The sequence below is a fragment of the Verrucomicrobiia bacterium genome (assembly GCA_019634625.1).
In the GTDB taxonomy this organism is placed as follows: Bacteria; Verrucomicrobiota; Verrucomicrobiia; order Limisphaerales; family CAIMTB01; genus CAIMTB01.
This window is the reverse complement of the sequence record JAHCBA010000001.1, coordinates 213,554-230,915: the sequence shown is the minus strand read 5'-3', so window position 1 is coordinate 230,915 and position 17,362 is coordinate 213,554. Positions and strand designations below refer to the sequence as shown.

14 protein-coding genes and 1 tRNA gene are annotated in these 17,362 nt (G+C 67.1%); 4 read left to right on the top strand and 11 right to left on the bottom strand.

Translation table 11 applies throughout. The features are described 5' to 3' along the window. Positions 1-16: 16 nt before the first annotated feature. From KF833_00875 to KF833_00865, 3 genes are read right to left on the bottom strand one after another with little or no spacing between them, the layout of a single operon-like run. Positions 17-520: a hypothetical protein gene (locus tag KF833_00875; GenBank protein MBX3743836.1), complete on the bottom strand. Its 504-nt coding sequence runs from the start codon at positions 518-520 to the stop codon at positions 17-19. Beyond that, complete coding sequence (locus KF833_00870; protein MBX3743835.1) at positions 517-1,122, bottom strand: RNA polymerase sigma factor; 606 nt, start codon at positions 1,120-1,122, stop codon at positions 517-519. Before KF833_00870 ends, KF833_00875 begins: the two co-directional genes overlap by 4 nt. Positions 1,123-1,161: 39 nt before the next feature. Next, the gene (locus tag KF833_00865; protein ID MBX3743834.1) at positions 1,162-1,824 is read right to left on the bottom strand and encodes an imidazoleglycerol-phosphate dehydratase; all 663 of its coding nucleotides are present in this window, start codon (positions 1,822-1,824) and stop codon (positions 1,162-1,164) included. Between the two features lie 333 nt (positions 1,825-2,157). Between KF833_00865 and KF833_00860 the strand changes: the two genes are divergently transcribed. Then, positions 2,158-2,916, top strand: coding sequence for an rRNA pseudouridine synthase (locus KF833_00860; GenBank protein ID MBX3743833.1), 759 nt, complete (start codon positions 2,158-2,160; stop codon positions 2,914-2,916). On the opposite strand, the gene metH is transcribed toward KF833_00860, so the two are convergent. From metH to KF833_00845, 3 genes are all read right to left on the bottom strand, one after another. Next, entirely contained in the window at positions 2,901-6,848 is a 3,948-nt protein-coding gene (gene metH, locus KF833_00855; GenBank protein ID MBX3743832.1) for a methionine synthase, read from the bottom strand. The genes KF833_00860 and metH overlap by 16 nt on opposite strands. 215 nt (positions 6,849-7,063) lie before the next feature. After that, a tRNA-Gly gene (locus KF833_00850) sits at positions 7,064-7,140 on the bottom strand. Between the two features lie 227 nt (positions 7,141-7,367). After that, positions 7,368-8,573 (bottom strand): nucleoside-diphosphate kinase, encoded by a 1,206-nt coding sequence (locus KF833_00845; GenBank protein ID MBX3743831.1) that lies wholly within the window; start codon positions 8,571-8,573, stop codon positions 7,368-7,370. Between the two features lie 407 nt (positions 8,574-8,980). Between KF833_00845 and KF833_00840 the strand changes: the two genes are divergently transcribed. From KF833_00840 to KF833_00830, 3 genes are all read left to right on the top strand, one after another. Next, positions 8,981-9,424, top strand: coding sequence for a GNAT family N-acetyltransferase (locus tag KF833_00840; GenBank protein ID MBX3743830.1), 444 nt, complete (start codon positions 8,981-8,983; stop codon positions 9,422-9,424). A 23-nt stretch (positions 9,425-9,447) separates the two neighbouring features. Then, positions 9,448-10,830 carry a tRNA uridine-5-carboxymethylaminomethyl(34) synthesis GTPase MnmE gene (mnmE, locus tag KF833_00835; GenBank protein ID MBX3743829.1) on the top strand — a complete coding sequence of 461 codons (1,383 nt, stop codon included), beginning with the start codon at positions 9,448-9,450 and terminating at the stop codon, positions 10,828-10,830. Positions 10,831-10,938: 108 nt separating this feature from the next. Continuing rightward, positions 10,939-11,595, top strand: coding sequence for a hypothetical protein (locus KF833_00830; GenBank protein ID MBX3743828.1), 657 nt, complete (start codon positions 10,939-10,941; stop codon positions 11,593-11,595). Between the two features lie 202 nt (positions 11,596-11,797). Here KF833_00830 and pheT read toward each other — a convergent pair whose 3' ends face one another. The 5 genes from pheT to rpmI form a co-directional block, all read right to left on the bottom strand. After that, a complete protein-coding gene (gene pheT, locus KF833_00825; protein MBX3743827.1) occupies positions 11,798-14,287 on the bottom strand; it encodes a phenylalanine--tRNA ligase subunit beta in 2,490 nt (829 codons plus the stop codon). 21 nt (positions 14,288-14,308) lie between these two features. Then, positions 14,309-15,418, bottom strand: coding sequence for an AP protein (locus KF833_00820; protein ID MBX3743826.1), 1,110 nt, complete (start codon positions 15,416-15,418; stop codon positions 14,309-14,311). A gap of 58 nt (positions 15,419-15,476) precedes the next feature. Further along, on the bottom strand, positions 15,477-16,484 hold the full coding sequence (gene pheS, locus KF833_00815) for a phenylalanine--tRNA ligase subunit alpha (GenBank protein MBX3743825.1): 1,008 nt from the start codon (positions 16,482-16,484) through the stop codon (positions 15,477-15,479). Positions 16,485-16,585: 101 nt separating this feature from the next. Then, the gene (gene rplT, locus KF833_00810) at positions 16,586-16,963 is read right to left on the bottom strand and encodes a 50S ribosomal protein L20 (GenBank protein ID MBX3743824.1); all 378 of its coding nucleotides are present in this window, start codon (positions 16,961-16,963) and stop codon (positions 16,586-16,588) included. A gap of 60 nt (positions 16,964-17,023) precedes the next feature. Beyond that, entirely contained in the window at positions 17,024-17,236 is a 213-nt protein-coding gene (gene rpmI, locus KF833_00805; protein MBX3743823.1) for a 50S ribosomal protein L35, read from the bottom strand. Positions 17,237-17,362: the final 126 nt, after the last annotated feature.

Genomic DNA, 17,362 nt, shown 5'->3' with positions numbered 1-17,362 from the left:
GGGTGGTGGTGCAGCCTCAGAGGATGTCCACACGACCGAGCCAGACGACGGTCATGGAGTCCTGGGCCGAGTAGAAGGTGAGGGTGGTGATGCCTTCGGCGGCGGGCGCCTCGATCTCATGGCCGACCATGGTGGCCGCCATCGCGACAGGGGCGGGTTGTGCGGGGCGGGTCGAGAACTTGGGGAGGGCCCAGACCAGGGCGAGGGCGAGGGCGGCTGAGGGGACGAGCCAGCCGAGCCAGCGGTAAGGCGAGCCACGTTCGGGCGAACGGAACGGTGCGGGACTGGCGCCACCCTGCTCGATGGCCCGGCGGATCTTGGACCAGTAGAAATCGCGCGATTCGGGGAGGGCGACGGTGGGTTCGTGATGGCGAAGGACGTCGCGGAAGTTGCGGAGTCCGTCGCAGAAGGTGCGGGCATCGGGGTCGCTTGGGAGGGATTCCTCAAGGGCCCGGGCCCGGACTTCTGGCAATTCGCCATCCACCCAGGCCTGATAATCGAGTTGGTCTTGGGGGTTCATCGTCGTGTTCCGGGTTGGCCAAGGTCGGGGAGGAGCGTGGCCATGCGGCGCCGGGCATAGAAGAGGCGCGACATGACGGTGCCGATGGAGATTCCTACGACCTGGGCGATTTGTTTGTATTCCATGCCTTCGAACTCGTGGAGGATGAGGACGGTGCGATGGGCTTCGGAGAGTTTGCCGAGGGCTTCATCGATGCGGCGGCGGATTTCCTCGCGTTCAAGGCGTTCGGTGGGATTGGGCCAGACCGGGGGGACGAGGCGATCCCAAGCCTCGGGATCATCCTTCTGGTCCGCATGCGGTTCGACACGGAACCGGCGATGTTTTCGGAAGTGATCCAAGCACACGTTGATCGTAATGCGCGTCAGCCAGGTGGTGAAACTGGAATCCCCGGCGAACTGGCCGAGACGTTTCCAGGCGCGGATCCAGGCTTCCTGAGAGAGGTCGAGCGCCTCCTGTTCGTCTCGGACCATGCTGAAGGCGCGTGCGTACATCTTGTCTCGGTGTCGGGCGACGAGTTCCTCGAAGGCCTCCAAATCGCCAGCCTTGGCAGCGTCCACCAAGGCATCATCCGTCCAGGCGGTCTTGTTGTCGGGCCCGAGCATTTCGTGGACGGGGGGTGTTGCGGAGCTATTCAGGCGGGGTCAGAGGGTTCCCTTGGTACTTGGGATATCGTTGGCGCGGCGGGGATCGAGGCGGCAGGCGAGGTCGGCGGCGCGGGCGCAGGCTTTGAAGAGGGCCTCGACGATGTGGTGAGGTTCGTCACCGTAAAGCAGTTCGAGGTGAAGCGCGCAGCGGGCCTCATTGGTGAAGCCCTGGAAGAACTCGCGGGCGAGGCCGAAGCGGAAGGCCGATGAGGGGTCCTGGGTGCGGTCGGGCGGGGTGGTACGCCGGGCGGCGAGGTTGTTCATGCCGCGCCAGACGAGGGTGGGACGACCGCAGAAGTCAATGACCGCACGGGCAAGGGTTTCGTCCATGGGGACAAAGGCGTCGCCGTAGAGGGGCGACTGGGGATCGAAGGCATGGCCATATCGGCGGATGCCGCGCTTTTCGCCCAAGGCATGGAGATAGGCCTGGCCGAGAGCGATGCCGCAATCCTCGACGGTGTGATGCATGTCCACCTCGAGGTCGCCCCGGCAGCGCAGGGTGAGGTCCACCACGGCATGCTTGGCGAAGAGGGTCAGCATGTGGTCGAAGAAGGGAATTCCGGTGCGGATGGAGGAGCGGCCACGGCCATCCATATCGAGGTTGAGGGTGATCCGGGTCTCCTGGGTGTGGCGACGGATCCGGGCCCGGCGGAGTTGCATGTCGTCGAGGCAGATAGCACAGGGTGCCCTGCGGGCGGAACCGAAAACGTCCCGGGACGCAGGTGCCCGAATGCCTGGTGAGCGTCGCGGCTTGAGCGTTGTTGAAGCCTAGTGGGGAACCTGAGGGCTCGAAAGTCCGTTGCGGGTCGGGTCTAGGGCGGTGAGTGCGGCGTCAACAGAAAAGAGTCTGACTTGTTATAAGAAAGGCGTCAACAGTAAAGAGTCGGTCCTATTATCTTAGTTGTTGTCCTTTGCTGCCTGATATCCGCGACGGATTCGGGCGGGGATTGAAGTTTGGGTGGCGGGTGGCGGAAGGTGGGATCCGGCAAGGTCATGGGTGACGCACGCATCAATACGCACGGTGGGCGGGTTCGGGTGGATCAACTTCTTTCCCGGTATGGGTATGCGTCGCGTCGTGAGGGGCGGGCGTGGTGGAAGGCGGGGCGTGTGACGGTGGACGGCCAGCCGGTAAGGGACGGATCGGAGCGGGTGGAGGTGGGGCGGGTGCGGATTGACGGGGAGGGGGTGGAGGGGCCGGACGGATTGCTGGTGATGCTGAACAAACCTCAAGGGGTGGTGTGTACGCGAGACGACCGGGAAGGGCCGACGGTTTACGATCTGCTACCGGCGCGGTGGTTGCGCCGGAATCCTCCTGTGACCACGGTGGGACGGTTGGATCGGGACACCACCGGGTTGCTGCTGGTGACAGATCTGGGGGAGTGGGTGCATCGGTGGACGTCACCGAGGCACCATGTGGAGAAGTGCTACGAGGTGGAGGTGCATGGGATGCTGCGACCGGAATGGGTGGAGTTGTTCGCCTCGGGGACGTTGCGCCTGGAGGGGGAGGAGGGTCCGTGTCTTCCAGCGAGGTTGGAACTGGTTTCGGGGACCGAGGCGCGCCTGCACCTTAGGGAGGGCCGGTATCACCAGGTGAAGCGGATGTTTGCGGAGGTCGGGGTGGAGGTGGTGCGACTGCACCGTCCCGGTTTTGGGCCGTACGGACTGGAGGGACTGCCGGTTGGGGAGTGGCGGTTGCTGGCGCTGCCTGGGAAGGCGGCGGGGGGGGAGGCCGGCGATCAGGCGGGATCGTAATTGAGCCAGGGGCCGAGCCAGCGTTCAGATTCGGCGATGGGCACGCCTTTGCGGCGGGCGAGATCCTCGATTTGATCGCGACCCAGTTTGCCGACGGCGAAGTACTTCGAATCCGGGTGGGAGAAGTAGAGGCCGCTGACGGAGGAGCCGGGCCACATGGCAAAGTTCTCGGTAAGGGAGATGCCGGCGGCGCGTTCGGCGTCGAGGAGGTTCCAGAGGAGACCCTTCTCGGTGTGGTCAGGGCAGGCGGGATAGCCGGCGGCGGGGCGGATGCCGCGGTAGGCTTCTTCGATCAGGTCCTCGTTGGTGAGGTGTTCCTCGCGGCCGTAGCCCCAGTCGCGCCGTGCCTGGAGGTGGAGCCATTCGGCGAAGGCCTCGGCGAGGCGGTCGGCGAGCGCCTCGGCCATGATGGCGTTGTAGTCGTCGTGACCGGTCTTGCAGACCTCGACGAAATCCTTGAGGCCATGGCCGACGGTGACGGCGAAGGCGCCAAGGAAGTCCGGGGGTCCGGGGTGACCTTCGAGTTGGGCGGGGGCGATGAAATCGGCGAGACACCAGCAGGGTTTGCCGTCCTCCTTGACGGCCTGCTGACGGAGGAAGCGGAACCGGGCGCGTTCGGACGTGCGGGACGGATCGGCGAAGAGGACCACGTCGTCGCCGTCGCGAGCGGCGGGGAAGAAGCCGTACACGGCGCGGGCCTGGAGGAGGTTCCCGGTGACGAGGCGGTCAAGGAGTTGGCGGGCGTCGGCGTAGAGTTTTCGGGCCTCCTCGCCGTGCCGGGGGTGGTCCAGGATGGCTGGGTAACGGCCGCGCAATTCCCAGGTGTGAAAGAACGGCGACCAGTCGATGAAGGGGACGAGGTCGGAGAGGTCGATTGGGGTGGCGGCCTGGCCGGGCGCGGTCGCCGGGGCGCAGCCCGGGGGTGGCGTCGAGGCGACGGTGCGGCAGCCGAGGAAGGCCGGGGTGGGCGGGGTGTAGGCGGTCCAGTCGAACCGGGGAGCGCGCTGGCGGGCCTCGGCGATGGAGAGGAGTTGGGCGCGTTGTCCCGCGTGTTGGGAGCGGAGTTGCTTGTACTCGTCGCGGACCCGGGCGACGAAGGGGGCGCGGTCGGTGTCGCTGAGGAGGGAACTGACCACCGGGACGGCGCGGCTGGCATCGAGGACATGGATGACCGGGGCGTTGCGGGCGGGGGCGATTTTGACGGCGGTATGGGCACGGCTGGTGGTGGCGCCACCGATCAGGAGGGGCAGGTGGAGGCCCTGCCGCTCCATTTCGCGGGCCACGTGCTGCATTTCGTCGAGGGAGGGGGTGATGAGGCCGCTGAGGCCGACGATGTCCACGCGATGTTCCCGGGCGGCATCGAGGATGCGGTCGCAGGGGACCATGACGCCGAGGTCGATGACCTCGTAGTTGTTACAGCCGAGGACGACGCCGACGATGTTTTTGCCGATGTCGTGGACGTCGCCCTTGACGGTGGCGAGAAGGACGCGACCGGCGGCGCGGGTGGCGGCCCCGGCGGCCTCAGCGGCCCGTTTTTCGGCTTCGAGGAAGGGGGTGAGGTAGGCGACGGCTTTTTTCATGACGCGGGCCGACTTGACGACCTGGGGGAGGAACATCTTGCCGGCGCCGAAGAGGTCGCCGACGACGTTCATGCCGGCCATGAGGGGACCTTCGATGACGGCGAGGGGGCGTCCGAGTTTCTGTCGGGCCTCTTCGGCGTCGGCTTCGATGTGGGCGTCGAGGCCCTTGACGAGGGCATGTTCGAGGCGTTTTTCGACGGGTTCGGCACGCCAGGCTTCGGCGGTGCGGGCGGGGTCGGCGGTCTCGCCGGTTTGTCGGCGCTTGAGGTCTTCGCCGAGGGCGACGAGACGTTCGGTGGCATCGGGGCGGCGATTGAGGAGGACATCCTCGACGCATTCGAGGAGGTCCTTGGGGATTTCCTCGTACACCTCGAGCATGCCGGCGTTGACGATGCCCATGTCGAGGCCGGCGCGGATGGCGTGGTAGAGGAAGGCGGCGTGCATGGCTTCGCGCACGGCGTTATTGCCGCGGAAGCCGAAGCTGATGTTGGAGATGCCACCGCTGACGCGGGCGCCGGGGAGGTGTTCCTTGATCCAGCGGGTGGCGCGGATGAAGTCCACGCCGTAATTGGCATGGTCTTCGATGCCGGTGCCGACGGTAAGGACGTTGGGGTCGAAGACGATGTCGTGGGGATCGACGCCGGCTTCGCGGGTGAGGAGGTCGTAACTGCGGCGGCAGACCTCGATGCGACGCTCGAAGGAGTCGGCCTGGCCCCGTTCATCGAAGGCCATGACCACCATGGCGGCGCCGTAACGGCGGATGAGGCGGGCCTGTTGGAGGAACTTCTCCTCGCCTTCCTTGAGGGAGATGGAATTGACGATGCCGCGGCCCTGGAGGCAGCGGAGACCGGCCTCGAGCACGGACCAGTTCGAGGAATCGACCATGATCGGAACGCGGCTGATGTCCGGTTCGGCCGCGACCAACTGGAGGAAGCGGGTCATGGCGGCGACGCCGTCGAGCATGCCCTCATCCATGCAGACATCGATGATCTGGGCGCCGTTTTCGACCTGTTGTTTGGCGATGGCGAGAGCCTCCTCGTAGCGGCCGGCGAGGATGAGGTTTTTGAACTTGGGGGATCCGGCGACGTTGGTGCGTTCGCCGATGTTAACGAAGGTGCGGGCAGCGCCGGCGGGATCGGCATCGACGGGGAGGCCGTCGGGATCGGGCGGGGTGCTCAGGCCGGGGGCCGGGGGTGCATCGGGGGCGGGAGAATGGAGGGTGAACGGTTCCAGGCCGCTGAGTCGGAGCGCGGGGGCGACCTTTGGGGGGGTGCGGGGCGGGCAACGGCGCACGGCGTTGGCGAGGGCCCGGATGTGGTCGGGGGTGGTGCCGCAGCATCCGCCGACGAGGTTGAGCCAGCCGTTCTCGGCCCAGTCCTGGAGTTGGGGGGCGAGACTGGACGGCGTTTCCGGGAAGCCTGTTTCGGAGAGTGGGTCGGGGAGGCCGGCGTTGGGGTAGAAGCAGGAGAAGGCGGGGACCGCGTGGACAAGTTCCTCGACGAAGGGGCGCATCTCCTTTGGACCGAGGGCGCAGTTGAGGCCGACGGCGAGGGGTTGGGCGTGTAAGATCGAGTGCCAGAAGGCCGTCGGCGTCTGGCCCGTCAGGGTGCGGCCAGACCGGTCGGTAATGGTACCGGAGATGATGATGGGGAGGCGGTCATGGGGACTTTTCCGGGAGAGCACCTCGTCGATGGCGAAGAGGGCTGCTTTGGCGTTGAGGGTGTCGAAGATGGTCTCGACCAGGAGCAGGTCCACGCCGCCTTCGAGGAGGGCCTCGACCTGTTCGCGATAGGCCTGCCGGAGTTGGTCAAAGCGGACGGCGCGAAATCCGGCGTCACCGACTTCGGGCGAGATCGAGGCGGTGACCGGCATGGGGCCCATGGCGCCGGCGACGAAGCGGGGAAGGCCGGTTTCGTTGGCGACCTGGTCGGCGGCCTGGCGGGCGAGTTGGGCGGCGGCGCGATTCATGTCGGCGGCGATCTCACGGAGGACGGGATCGGCCACCACGTCGTCGAAGAAGGCCTGGTCCTTGCGGCCCATCGGGTGTCGGGGGAAGAGGAAGTCGTGCTGGCCGATGGTGGTGGCCGAGAAGGTATTGGTTTCGACGATGTCCGCGCCGGCTTCGAGGTACTCGCGATGGATACGCTGAATCAACTCGGGCTGGGTGAGGACGAGCAGTTCGTTATTGCCCTTGAGGTCCTTGCCCTGCCAGGAGGCGAAGCGGGCACCCCGGAATGCCGCTTCGTCGAGGGGATGGCGCTGGAGCATGGTTCCCATGGCGCCATCGAGCAGGACGATGCGTTCGCGCAGGAGACGACAGAGGGGATGGCTGGACGTTTCGGCGTAACTCATGGCGGGACCCGATCGGGAAGGGCCATCGGCATGGGAGCAAAGGTTGGACCCGTGATCAAATCAATTCATCCGGATGCGATGATATGAATTGGTTGAAAAGGGGAGGGGAAGCGCACTGATGTGGCGTTGAACCGCGGGCTTAACGGTGAGTACGCTAGTAGTCGAAGGCTGCTGGAAGTGCGCGCTCCTTGGGGAAAGGAGGCGCTTGAGAGAAATGGAGCGAGCGAAGGGATTCGAACCCTCGACATTCACCTTGGCAAGGTGACGCTCTACCAGGCTGAGCTACGCTCGCTTCCCGTGAAGCGCGGACAGGGTGGGCAATGGGCGGGGGGATTGCAAGCGTTCAATTGCGCAGCGTTCAATTGCGCTGTTGCTCGGGCGCGGGATCCCGGAGTTGTGGTGAGAGGTGCGAGCGTCGCGCAGCGTCGCTACGGAGGGCCGAGTTCCACGAGGCCGCAACGGTGTGGAGCGCTGGGTTGAGGACTCGCAGGGCTCGTCCCTTCGCGATTTGCAGCCTCCTCAACCCCCATTCCGGGATGCGCCGCCCGATCCGCATCCGGCGTAGAAGTCCTCGACGGTTTTCTGGAAGATGTTTTCCTGGCCGAGTTTGATGATGGCCATTTCGCGCCGGGCATTTTCGGCGGAGTCGCTGGCGTGGGCTGCATTGACCATAATGGTCGAGCCGAATTCGCGGCGGATGGAACCGGGGGGAGCCTGGGAGGGGTCGGTGGGTCCGAGGACATCGCGGATTTTGCGGATGGCCTCGGGGCCTTCGTAAACGATGGCGATGCATTTCTCGGTGCCCGGTTCGTGCAGGCGCCCGGGCGGGCACTGACTGGGGGCGAGGCCGGACATGAACTGCACGATCTCCTCGAACCGATGGTCTCCGAAGGCGGGGCCGAGGAGTTCGCCGAGGCGGGCGGCGACGTCCGGGCCGGGGCGGAAGCCGAATTCCTTTTCGAGGGCGGCGGCGGCACGATGGCCGACGGACTCGTTGAGGCGGGTGCGAAGGATGTCACGGACGGGCCCGTAGAACTCGACGGCATCGGCGACGCTCATGCGGTGGACCTTGATGGCGACGATGGCGAGGCCGGTGCGGGAGAAGAAGTCGATGACGTTTCCGGGGCGGCCGGAGGGGAAGCGAAAGTTGTCGGGCTTGATGAGGACGAGGGTGCGTTCGATGGGGCCGGGGGCGTCGTGGAAGGCGACGTCTTCGAGGAGGCCGCCGTCCCGGGCGGCGTAGCGGGCCCAGATCTGGAGTTTGGAGGCGGCTTCCTCGCCGTTGGGGGCGGCGAGGACGGCGGGTTCGAAGTACCGGGCCTGGCCGTGTTCGTCGAGGATCAGGTCGCCAAAGGAATCGCGGATGGTTTCGCCGCTGCGGGGGGTCTGGGTGAAGTTGCCGACCACGGACCGGACCTTTCGGACGGCGTCTTCGCCGCGGAAGAGGAGGACCATGACGCGACGGCGGCGTCCGGTGGCGGGATTGGGGGCGAGGTTCCGGGCGACGTAGTCGCGGATCCATTCCTGGATGCGGCGGTCCTGGGGATCCTCGGCGGAGACGATGTGGGCGGCGTATTCGTCGATGAGGGTCTGGCTGGGGGCGAACATGCGGGCGGCCACGAGTTCGAGCCCGGTGCGGGTGATCAATCTGGCAAAAATCCCGCCGGTGCGGGATTTCTGGAGGGTGTAGGGAGTGAGGATGACGTAGGCGAGTTGGTCGGCCATGGAATCAGGGGGGGCCGGGAGCGGGTTCCGGCGCAGGGTTGGCGAGAGGGGACTCGGAGGTGGGGGATGGGATCGCGGGTGGCGTTGCGGATGGCGTTGCGGGTGGCGTTGAGGTTTTGCCGCCGAGGATCTTGAACATGACGGCGCCGCAAGCGGGGCATTTGCCCTTCACGGCTTTGCGACCGTTCTTCATTTGTTCCTCGACGGCCTCGGCGATGGGACGCTTGGCTTTGCACTTGACGCAGTAACCTTCGATCATAGGGCCGGGCCGTGAGGCGGAGGAGGGACCGCTGCCGGCATGGAAACCTTACGAATGGGCTTGTTTGAGCGTCAATCGGCAAAACCCCGGCACGACCCGGGGGCGGGGAAGGGGGAACAGGATGGGAGCGAGCGATTCCGGTGACTTCATGATTCGTGGGCCGGAAGGCCTGGGCGAATGGGAGGCGCTGTACGATCTGCGCTGGCGGGTGTTGCGGGCGCCGTGGGGGCAGGAGCGTGGGAGCGAGCGGGACGAAGGGGAGGCGGACAGCGTTCATCGGGTGGCCGTGACGTCGGCGGGGCGGGTGATTGGGACAGGGCGGGTTCAGTGGGTGGCGGAGGGGGTGGCGCAGGTGCGCTACATGGCGGTGGAGGAGGCCTGGCGCGGAAGGGGCGTGGGTGCCGCGCTTCTGGAGTCCCTGGAACGGGAGGCGGGGCGACGCGGGGCCGGGGAGATCGGCCTGAATGCGAGGATTGAGGTGGCGGAGTTCTACGCACGGAGGGGGTATCGGGCGATGGGTCCGGGGCCGGTGCTTTTCGGGCGGGTGGAGCATGTGGTCATGGTGAAGGCACCGGTTCGGATTGAACCCTGACGTTCACCCGGCAGGCTGGCGGCATGCGCCTGACGGCTGGGGAGACGGACACGATTGCGGCCATTGCGACCCCGATGGGCGAGGGGGGGCTGGCGGTGGTGCGGCTGTCGGGGCGGGAAGCGCTGGCGGTGGCGGACCGGGTTTTCGTGACGCCGGGTTCGGCGAGGGGGGGAGCCTTGGTGGCGGCGACGCACACCCTGCATTACGGGCATGTGGTGCGGGATGGGAAGGTGGTGGATGAGGTGCTGCTTGCGGTGATGCGGGCGCCTCGGACGTTCACGCGCGAGGACGTGGCGGAGATTTCGTGTCATGGCGGGGTGTTCGTGGCGCGGCAGGTGCTGGACGCCGTGCTGGCGGCGGGGGCGCGGCTGGCGTTGCCCGGGGAATTCACGCGGAGGGCGTTCTTGAACGGGCGGCTGGATCTGGTTCAGGCGGAAGCGGTGGCGGATCTGATCCATGCCCGGACGGAGCGCGCCTTGTGGGCGGCCCAGGAGCAGCTGGCGGGGACGTTGTCGCGGCGGGTGGGCGGGCTCCGGGACGATCTGATGGGGGTGCTGGCGCATGTCGAGGCGCACCTGGATTTCCCGGACGAGGACATCGAGCCGGAGACGCAGGACGGGATGGGAACGCGTTTGGAATCGGCCCTGGGGCGGATGGACGGGTTGCTGGCGACGGCGCGGGAGGGGGAGGTGCTGCGTCGGGGCGTGCGAGCGGCGATCATCGGGCGCCCGAATGCCGGGAAATCGAGTTTGTTGAACGAGTTGGTGGGGCGGGATCGGGCGATCGTTTCGCCGGTGGCGGGGACGACGCGGGACACGATCGAGGCGACGGCCAACGTGAGGGGCATTCCTGTGGTGTTTGTGGACACGGCGGGACTGCGGCAGGCCGGAGACGCGATCGAGGAGGAGGGGGTGCGGCGTTCGCGGCGGGCGGCGGCCCACGCGGAGCTGCTGCTTCATGTGTTGGACGGATCCGAGCCGATGTCGGCGACGGACCGGGGATTTCTGGAGGAGTTTGCCGGGCGTCCCCGGGTGTTGGTCCTGAACAAGGCGGATCTCGGATCGGACCTGGCGTTGAGGGAACTGGGGCCGGCGGCGGTGTCGGTGAGCTGTCGGACGGGGGAGGGGTTGGAGGCGCTGAAGGACGCGATCGTGCGGGAGGCAGGGTCGGGGCGAGCGGGTGGAGGGACGGAGGACATTGCCATCAATGCCCGGCACGAGGACATTCTGCGTCGGGCGCGGGTGGCGGTGGGATCGGCGGCCGATGCATTGCGGGCGGGGGAGGGGCTGGAACTGGTGGCGATGGAATTGCGATTGGGGGTCCAGGCGTTGGGCGAGATGGTGGGGAAGACGACGACGGAGGATTTGCTGGACCGGATATTCGGCGAGTTTTGCCTTGGCAAGTGATGGGGGGGATAGCTGGGGGAGGGGGGGGCTCTTCCTTCCGGGACTTCGAGGGTGAGGAGGTGGAGGCTGCGCTTGGCGGGAGGGGGCGGGGTCCGTATCGTGGTGCGCGTGAAGTGGAATCGTCGATGGGTGCTGCCTGCCGTGTTTGTGGGGGTGGCGGCACTGACGCGATGGCCCGGTTTGTTTCCGCCGAATTTCAGTGCGTTTTATGCGTTGGCGTTTTGTGCGGGGGCCTTCTTTCGGGGCCAGGTGGCCTGGTGGGTGCCATTGGGGACGTTGCTGGCGACGGACCTGGTGTTGAACTGCTACTACCAGTACTGGCTCGGGTACGAGGCGTTCCAGTGGTACCAGCTTTTGAATTACGCGGGGTTTGCGGTGCTCATCGGGTTGGGGCGGTGTTTCCGTTCGCACCGGGGGCTGTTGCCGTTGCTGGGGGGAGGCCTGCTGGGGGCGTGTTTGTTTTACGTGCTTACGAACACGGCTTCCTGGTTGTTCAATCCGTTCGGGCATCCGGAATACACCAAGGATCTGGCCGGCTGGCTGGTGGCGTTGACCAAGGGGACGGCGGGGTTTCCGCCCACGTGGGAGTTCTTCCGCAACACGATGCTGAGCGGGGGGCTGTTCACCGCACTGTTCGCGTGGGTGCACCGGTGGGCGCCTTCGCCTGAGACGGAGGCGGCGCGGGATCCGGAGCCTGAGGGAGAGGAGGCGGAAGGGACGCCGAAGGGGAGGCCGTCGGCGAAACCGGCACCTGCCGAGGCGTGAGGATGCCGGGGGGGGGCGTCCCTCCAGGGGACAACTTGGGTGAGTGGAAGGGGGAGGACGCGCCGGCTATGCGCGGCGGGCATGACGGTGGGGCGATGGGTTGAGGACTCGCGGAGCTCGTCCCTCCGGGGGGTGGAGGGTTGTGTGCGAAACGAGCCGACGGGGAGCCGTGGCGGACCCGTGGCTACCGGCGGTTCCGGGTTCAGGCGCGGAAGGTGGCGCCCAGGCGATCCTTCAGATGGGCGAGGATCTTGTCGTGGGAGGCATTGGCCTCGGCATCGGTGAGGGTTCGATCAGGAGCGCGGTAGGTGAAGGCGTAGGCGACGCTTTTCTGGCCAGCGGGGAGGCGTTCGTCGCGGAAGACATCGAAGAGTTCGGCGGATTCGAGGTGGAGCGCCTTTGCCTGACGAACGGCCTGGAGGACGGCGTCGTGGGTGACGGATTCCGGAAGGAGCATGGCCGCATCGCGGCGGGTGGCGGGGAAGGCGGGGAGGGCCTTGAAGGAGCGGGCCGGGTTGCGGCGGGCGAGGAGGGCGTCGAGATCGAGTTCGGCGAGGAGGACGGGGTCCCGCAGATCGTAGTCGCGGGCAAGCCGGGGATGGAGTTGTCCGAGGGTGCCGAGGGGCAGTTTGCCGCCGAGGGCGATGGTGGCGTGTTCGACGAAGAGATCCGTGGAGGCGTCCTGGCGCTGGAATGCGGCGCCGCGAAGTCCGAGATGTTCGAAGAACGTCTCGATGAGGCCCTTGAGGTCATGGGCATCGTACCGGGCATCGCGGTCGGTTCCGGACCAGGACGCGGGATGACGGGCGCCGGTGAGGGCGATGCCGACGCTCCAGGATTCGGTGGTCCGGGATGAGGCGTCCTGGCGGCGGAAGATGCGTCCCAACTCGAACAGGGCGACGTCCCGGTTCTGGTGGCGGAGGTTGTGGCGGAGGACGTCCAGCAACCCGGGGATCAGACTGGGGCGGAGGGCGTCCATGTCGTGACTGAGCGGATTGGCCAGGCGGACGATGGCGGGGTCGGGGACGCCACGAATGGAGGGGAGGGCGACGAGAGTCTGGCCCTGTGCCTCACTGAGGCCGAGGCCGGTGAGCCATCGGCGCACCTCCATGAAGGCGTCGTAGCGGGCATCGAAGGGATGGGTGCCCTGGGCCTGGCGCGGGGGTACGGAGGGGATGCGATCGACGCCGTACATGCGGGCGACCTCCTCGATGAGGTCGGTTTCGCGTTTCAGGTCCACGCGGTAGGTGGGGATGGAGACGGTGAGGGGTTCAGGGGCGGCGGATTCGGCGACGGCGCGGGGGCGGCGGTGGGCGGCCTTGAGGCCGAGTTGGGCGAGGAGGCATTCGATCTCCTCGGGTGAGAGATGGGTGCCAAGGAGCTGGTTGACCCTGGCGTGACGCAGGGTGACGAGGCGGGGTTGGACCGGGGAGGGGTAGGCGTCCACGACTCCCGGGGCCATGGAACCGCCGGCGAGCGAGAGGATGAGGTGGGCGGCGCGGGCGCTGGCGGCCCCGGGTTGATTGGGATCGGCGCCGCGTTCGAAGCGGTAGGAGGCGTCGGTGCGGATGCCGAGGGTCTTCGAGGTGCGGCGGATCGAGGTGGGGGCGAAGTTGGCCGACTCGAGGAGGATGTCGCGGGTCTGGTCGGTGACCTCTGAGTTCTGGCCGCCGATGATCCCGGCGAGGGCGAGGGGGCGGGTCGGGTCGGCGATGACGAGGTGATCCGGGGCGAGGGTGTGGGTCCGACCGTCCAGGGCGGTGAAGGATTCGCCATCGGAGGCGCGGCGGACGATGATGGCGGGGCGGCCCTGGGCGTCGGGGGCAAGGGACCGATAGTCGAAGGCGTGGAGGGGCTGGCCGGTTTCGAGCATCACGTAGTTGGTGACGTCCACGACGTTGTTGATGCTGCGGAGGCCGACCCGTTCGAGAGTGGTGCGGAGCCAGTCCGGGCTGGGGCCGACGCGGATGCCGAAGAGGACGCGGGCGGTGTAGCGCGGGCAAAGTTCAGGGGCTTCGAGACGGACGGAGACGCAGTGATCGGCCGGCGGATGGTCCGAAGCGGGATCGGGGGTGGGGACGGTGGGGAGACGAAGGGGTTGACCGGTGACGGCGGCGATTTCGCGGGCGATGCCGATGACGCTGTTGAGGTCTGGGCGGTTGGGGGTGACTTCGAGGTCGAAGAGGGTGTCGGGACGGCCGCGGCCCAGGTATTCGGCGAAGGGTTGGCCGGCGGTGGCCTCGGGTTGGAGGATGAGGAGGCCCTCTTCGCGGGCGAGGCCGAGGGATTCGGGGTGGATGCCGAGTTCGTCGGCGGCGCACAGCATGCCGTGGGATTCCACACCGCGAATTTTGCCGACTTTGATGACGAACGGGGCGGATTCGCCGGGACGGGGTGGGAGGGGGTGGCCGGGGAGGATGAGAGGGACTTTGTCGCCGGGTTTGAAGTTCTGGGCGCCGCAGACGATCTGGCGTTCGCCCTGGCCGTCGTGGACGCGGCAGACGGAGAGTTTGTCGGCGTTGGGATGTTTATCGCGGGTGAGCACTTCGGCGACGACCACGCCCGGGAAGTCGCCACCCAGCGATTCCATGGCTTCGACTTCGAGGCCGAGCTGGGTCAGACGTTCGGCCAGTTCGCCGGGGGAGCCGTCGAACCCGACGTATTCGCGGAGCCAGTTGAGGGTGACCTTCATGCGATGGGGCGGAGGGGAGGCTCAGGGGCGGGCGAGGATCTCGCGGACGGGCTGGGCGGCATTGGGGAAGAAAGCATGGAAGTCTTCGCCGAGGAAGGCGGCGACGGTGGAGGCCATCTGGGCCTGGGTGACGAGGAGGGTGTTGGAACGTTCGCCGAGCGGGGCGGTGTCGGGTCCGAGGACGGCGAACCACATGTAGGCCGAGGCGGCGATGGCGCGTCCGTGGTCCTTCCAGGCCAGTGGGGCGGGGCCGCGTCCGTGGTCCACGGTGATGAGGAAGGTGGTGCGGTCACGGTAATCGGGCATGGACTGGACGAGGGTCCAGAGGGAGGCGAGGAAGCGGTCAAATTCGTGGGCGGCACGGAGGTAGCGTTCGTAGCTGCCGTCGTGGGCCCAGTCGTCGGTTTCGCCGAGGGAAATGTACATGGCGCGCGGTTGAAGGCTGCGCACCGCGTGGCGGGCGGCGTAGCCGACGAAGGTATCGAGGAGGACGCCGGACCAGATGGTGCGTCCGTACTCGACCATTTCGGTGAGGGCATCGGGGACGTCCATGCGGCGGGTGCCGGGAGGGACATCGAACCCGCTCCAGACGGGGAAGCCTGCGCGCGGGGCATTGAGGATCCAGGGAAGGACATCCCAGTTGATGGCGGCGGCGACCCGGTCGCGGTAGGCGGGGAGGGTGTTGAGCCACTCGAAGACGTTGGTATTGACGTTGAGGGTCTTGTCGTTGCTGTCGATGCGGGGATCGGCGTAGCCGGTGAGGAGTTCGTTGTAGCCGGGGTAGGAGAAGAGGCGGGTATTGGAGACGCGGACATCGCTGCGCAGGTCGCGGTTGCCCCAGAGCTGGCCCTGGGTGGCGACGGTGGACCAAAGGAAGGGCAGCAGGGCCTGGCGCCGTGCCTCCGGGGTGGGTCGCCAGTACAGCTCGCGCAGGGCGTTGGTGTTGCCGACATTGCCGTACTCGCGGCTGATGAGGATTTCCTCGGCGCCGCGGAAGACCTCCTCCCAGCGGAGGCCGTCGGTGGAGATGAGGAAGACATGCCGGGTGGCGCGGTCGGCGCCGTGGGCGCTGGGGGCGATGAAGGCGGCGAGGCCGACGGCGGCCAGGAGAGCGGTGGCGATGGATTTCATGAGGTGGCAGGGGTGGAGGCGGGAAGGGTGCCGGGGCGCGAGGGGAGAGATTGGGGAATCAGAATTGGCGGAGGAAACGGACATCGTTTCCGTAGAAGAGCCGGATGTCGTCGATGCCGTGGCGAAGCATGGCAATGCGCTCGATGCCGAACCCGAAGGCCCAGCCGGACCAGACCTCGGGGTCATACCCGACGTTTTCGAAGACCTGGGGATGGACCATGCCGCATCCGGCGATTTCGAGCCATTCCTTGCCGAGGCGTTGGACCAGGGCGTTGCTGAAATCGATCTCGAAGCTGGGCTCGGTATAGCTGAAGTAGTGGGGACGGAAGCGGATCCGGGTGTCCTCGCCCATCAGGGTGCGAAAGACGAATTCGACGGTGCCCTTGAGGTCGCCGACGGTCACGTCGCGATCGACGTAGAGGCCTTCCACCTGGTGGAAGGTGGGATTGTGGGTGGCGTCGGCGTTGTCGCGCCGGTACACGCGGCCGGGGACGATGATGCGGATGGGAGGGGGTTGACGTTCCATGACCCGGATCTGCACCGAGCTGGTGTGGGTGCGGAGCAGGGGGCGGTCGGCCAGATCGAGGTAGAAGGTGTCCTGCGCGTCGCGGGCCGGATGGTCGGCGGGGGTGTTGAGGGCATCGAAGCAATGGCGCTCATCCTCGATTTCGGGTCCGTCGGCGACGGCGAACCCCAGGCGGCGGAAGGCGGCGACGATGGCGTCCGTGGTCTGGGTGAGGGGGTGGAGGCGGCCCAGGTGGCGGCGACGTCCCGGCGCTGTGAAATCCGCCGGGATGCGGGGGGCGGTTGCCTGGCATTCCAGTTCTTCGCGGCGGGCGACGAGGAGTTGTTCGATGTCCGACTTGGCGGCGTTGATGGCCTTGCCGGCGGCGGGCCGCTCCTCACGGGACAGCGAGCCGAGCTGTTTCATGAGGCGGGTGAACCGGCCGTCGGGACCGAGGAAGGCGCCCTTGGCCCGTTCCAGGGCGGGGAGGTCGGGGGCGGAGCGAAGCGCCTCGGCGGCCTCGCGGGCGAGGGGATCGATGTCGGCGAGCCAGCCAGCCATGGGAAGGGGAGTGGGGATGGGGTCGGGTCAGAAAAAAACGGGCAGCCTGGTTGGGCCGCCCGTTGGGTAAGGAAACGTGAGGTTCGGCAGCGGGTGCCCGATCAGGCCCTGGCGGCGGCGCGCTTCGCGTCGAGGGCGGTTTGCGCCACGCGGATCAATTCGGCAAAGGCGTTGGCATCGGTGGCGGCGAGGTCGGCGAGGACCTTGCGGTCGAGGGCGACCTGGGCGCTCTTGAGGCCCTCCATGAAGCGGCTGTAGGTGAGGCCGGCCGCGCGGGCCGCGGCATTGATGCGGATCTGCCAGAGGGCGCGGAAGGTGCGTTTCTTATTGCGACGATCGCGGTAGGCGTATTGCAGGCCGTGGTCCACGGCGTCGGAGGCGTAGCGATAGAGCTTGGACCGCTTGAGGCGGAAGCCCTTCGCCATCTTGAGCATCTTCTTCCGGCGTTGGCGGGAGGCTGGGGCGTTGGTGACACGCATGGTGGGAGAACGGGGTGTGGAATCAGTTGGCCGCGGCGGGCGGTGGGATCAGCGGTGGGATCAGCGGTGGGAAAACGGCAGGCTGGCGAGGACGCGATGCGTATCCGTGGGGCTGACTTCCACCTGTTTGCGGAGGCTGCGGCGTCGGCCGGGGCTCTTGCTTTGGAGTAGGTGGCGTCGGCCGGAACGCGAACGCATCACCTTGCCGGTGGCCGTGATCTTGAAGCGTTTGGCCACGGATTTCTTGGTCTTGGGCGGGCGGGCTCGTCGCATAATGTCCTGATGTCCCCTCGTCGGTCGAAAAGGAGCGGGGACTATAAGGATCGGGTGGAATGGCAGCAAGGGGCATTTTCGCCTGAACGCATTTCCATTTCCGGGATCCGCGCCTTCGAGACGGGA

What these genes read in the sequence shown, in the direction of transcription:
- KF833_00875 (MBX3743836.1), bottom strand. Translation starts at nt 520, where the DNA reads ATGAACCCCCAAGACCAACTCGATTATCAGGCCTGGGTGGATGGCGAA.
- KF833_00870 (MBX3743835.1), bottom strand. Translation starts at nt 1,122, where the DNA reads ATGCTCGGGCCCGACAACAAGACCGCCTGGACGGATGATGCCTTGGTG.
- KF833_00865 (MBX3743834.1), bottom strand. Translation starts at nt 1,824, where the DNA reads ATGCAACTCCGCCGGGCCCGGATCCGTCGCCACACCCAGGAGACCCGG.
- KF833_00860 (MBX3743833.1), top strand. Translation starts at nt 2,158, where the DNA reads ATGGGTGACGCACGCATCAATACGCACGGTGGGCGGGTTCGGGTGGAT.
- metH (MBX3743832.1), bottom strand. Translation starts at nt 6,848, where the DNA reads ATGAGTTACGCCGAAACGTCCAGCCATCCCCTCTGTCGTCTCCTGCGC.
- KF833_00845 (MBX3743831.1), bottom strand. Translation starts at nt 8,573, where the DNA reads ATGGCCGACCAACTCGCCTACGTCATCCTCACTCCCTACACCCTCCAG.
- KF833_00840 (MBX3743830.1), top strand. Translation starts at nt 8,981, where the DNA reads ATGATTCGTGGGCCGGAAGGCCTGGGCGAATGGGAGGCGCTGTACGAT.
- mnmE (MBX3743829.1), top strand. Translation starts at nt 9,448, where the DNA reads ATGCGCCTGACGGCTGGGGAGACGGACACGATTGCGGCCATTGCGACC.
- pheT (MBX3743827.1), bottom strand. Translation starts at nt 14,287, where the DNA reads ATGAAGGTCACCCTCAACTGGCTCCGCGAATACGTCGGGTTCGACGGC.
- KF833_00820 (MBX3743826.1), bottom strand. Translation starts at nt 15,418, where the DNA reads ATGAAATCCATCGCCACCGCTCTCCTGGCCGCCGTCGGCCTCGCCGCC.
- pheS (MBX3743825.1), bottom strand. Translation starts at nt 16,484, where the DNA reads ATGGCTGGCTGGCTCGCCGACATCGATCCCCTCGCCCGCGAGGCCGCC.
- rplT (MBX3743824.1), bottom strand. Translation starts at nt 16,963, where the DNA reads ATGCGTGTCACCAACGCCCCAGCCTCCCGCCAACGCCGGAAGAAGATG.
- rpmI (MBX3743823.1), bottom strand. Translation starts at nt 17,236, where the DNA reads ATGCGACGAGCCCGCCCGCCCAAGACCAAGAAATCCGTGGCCAAACGC.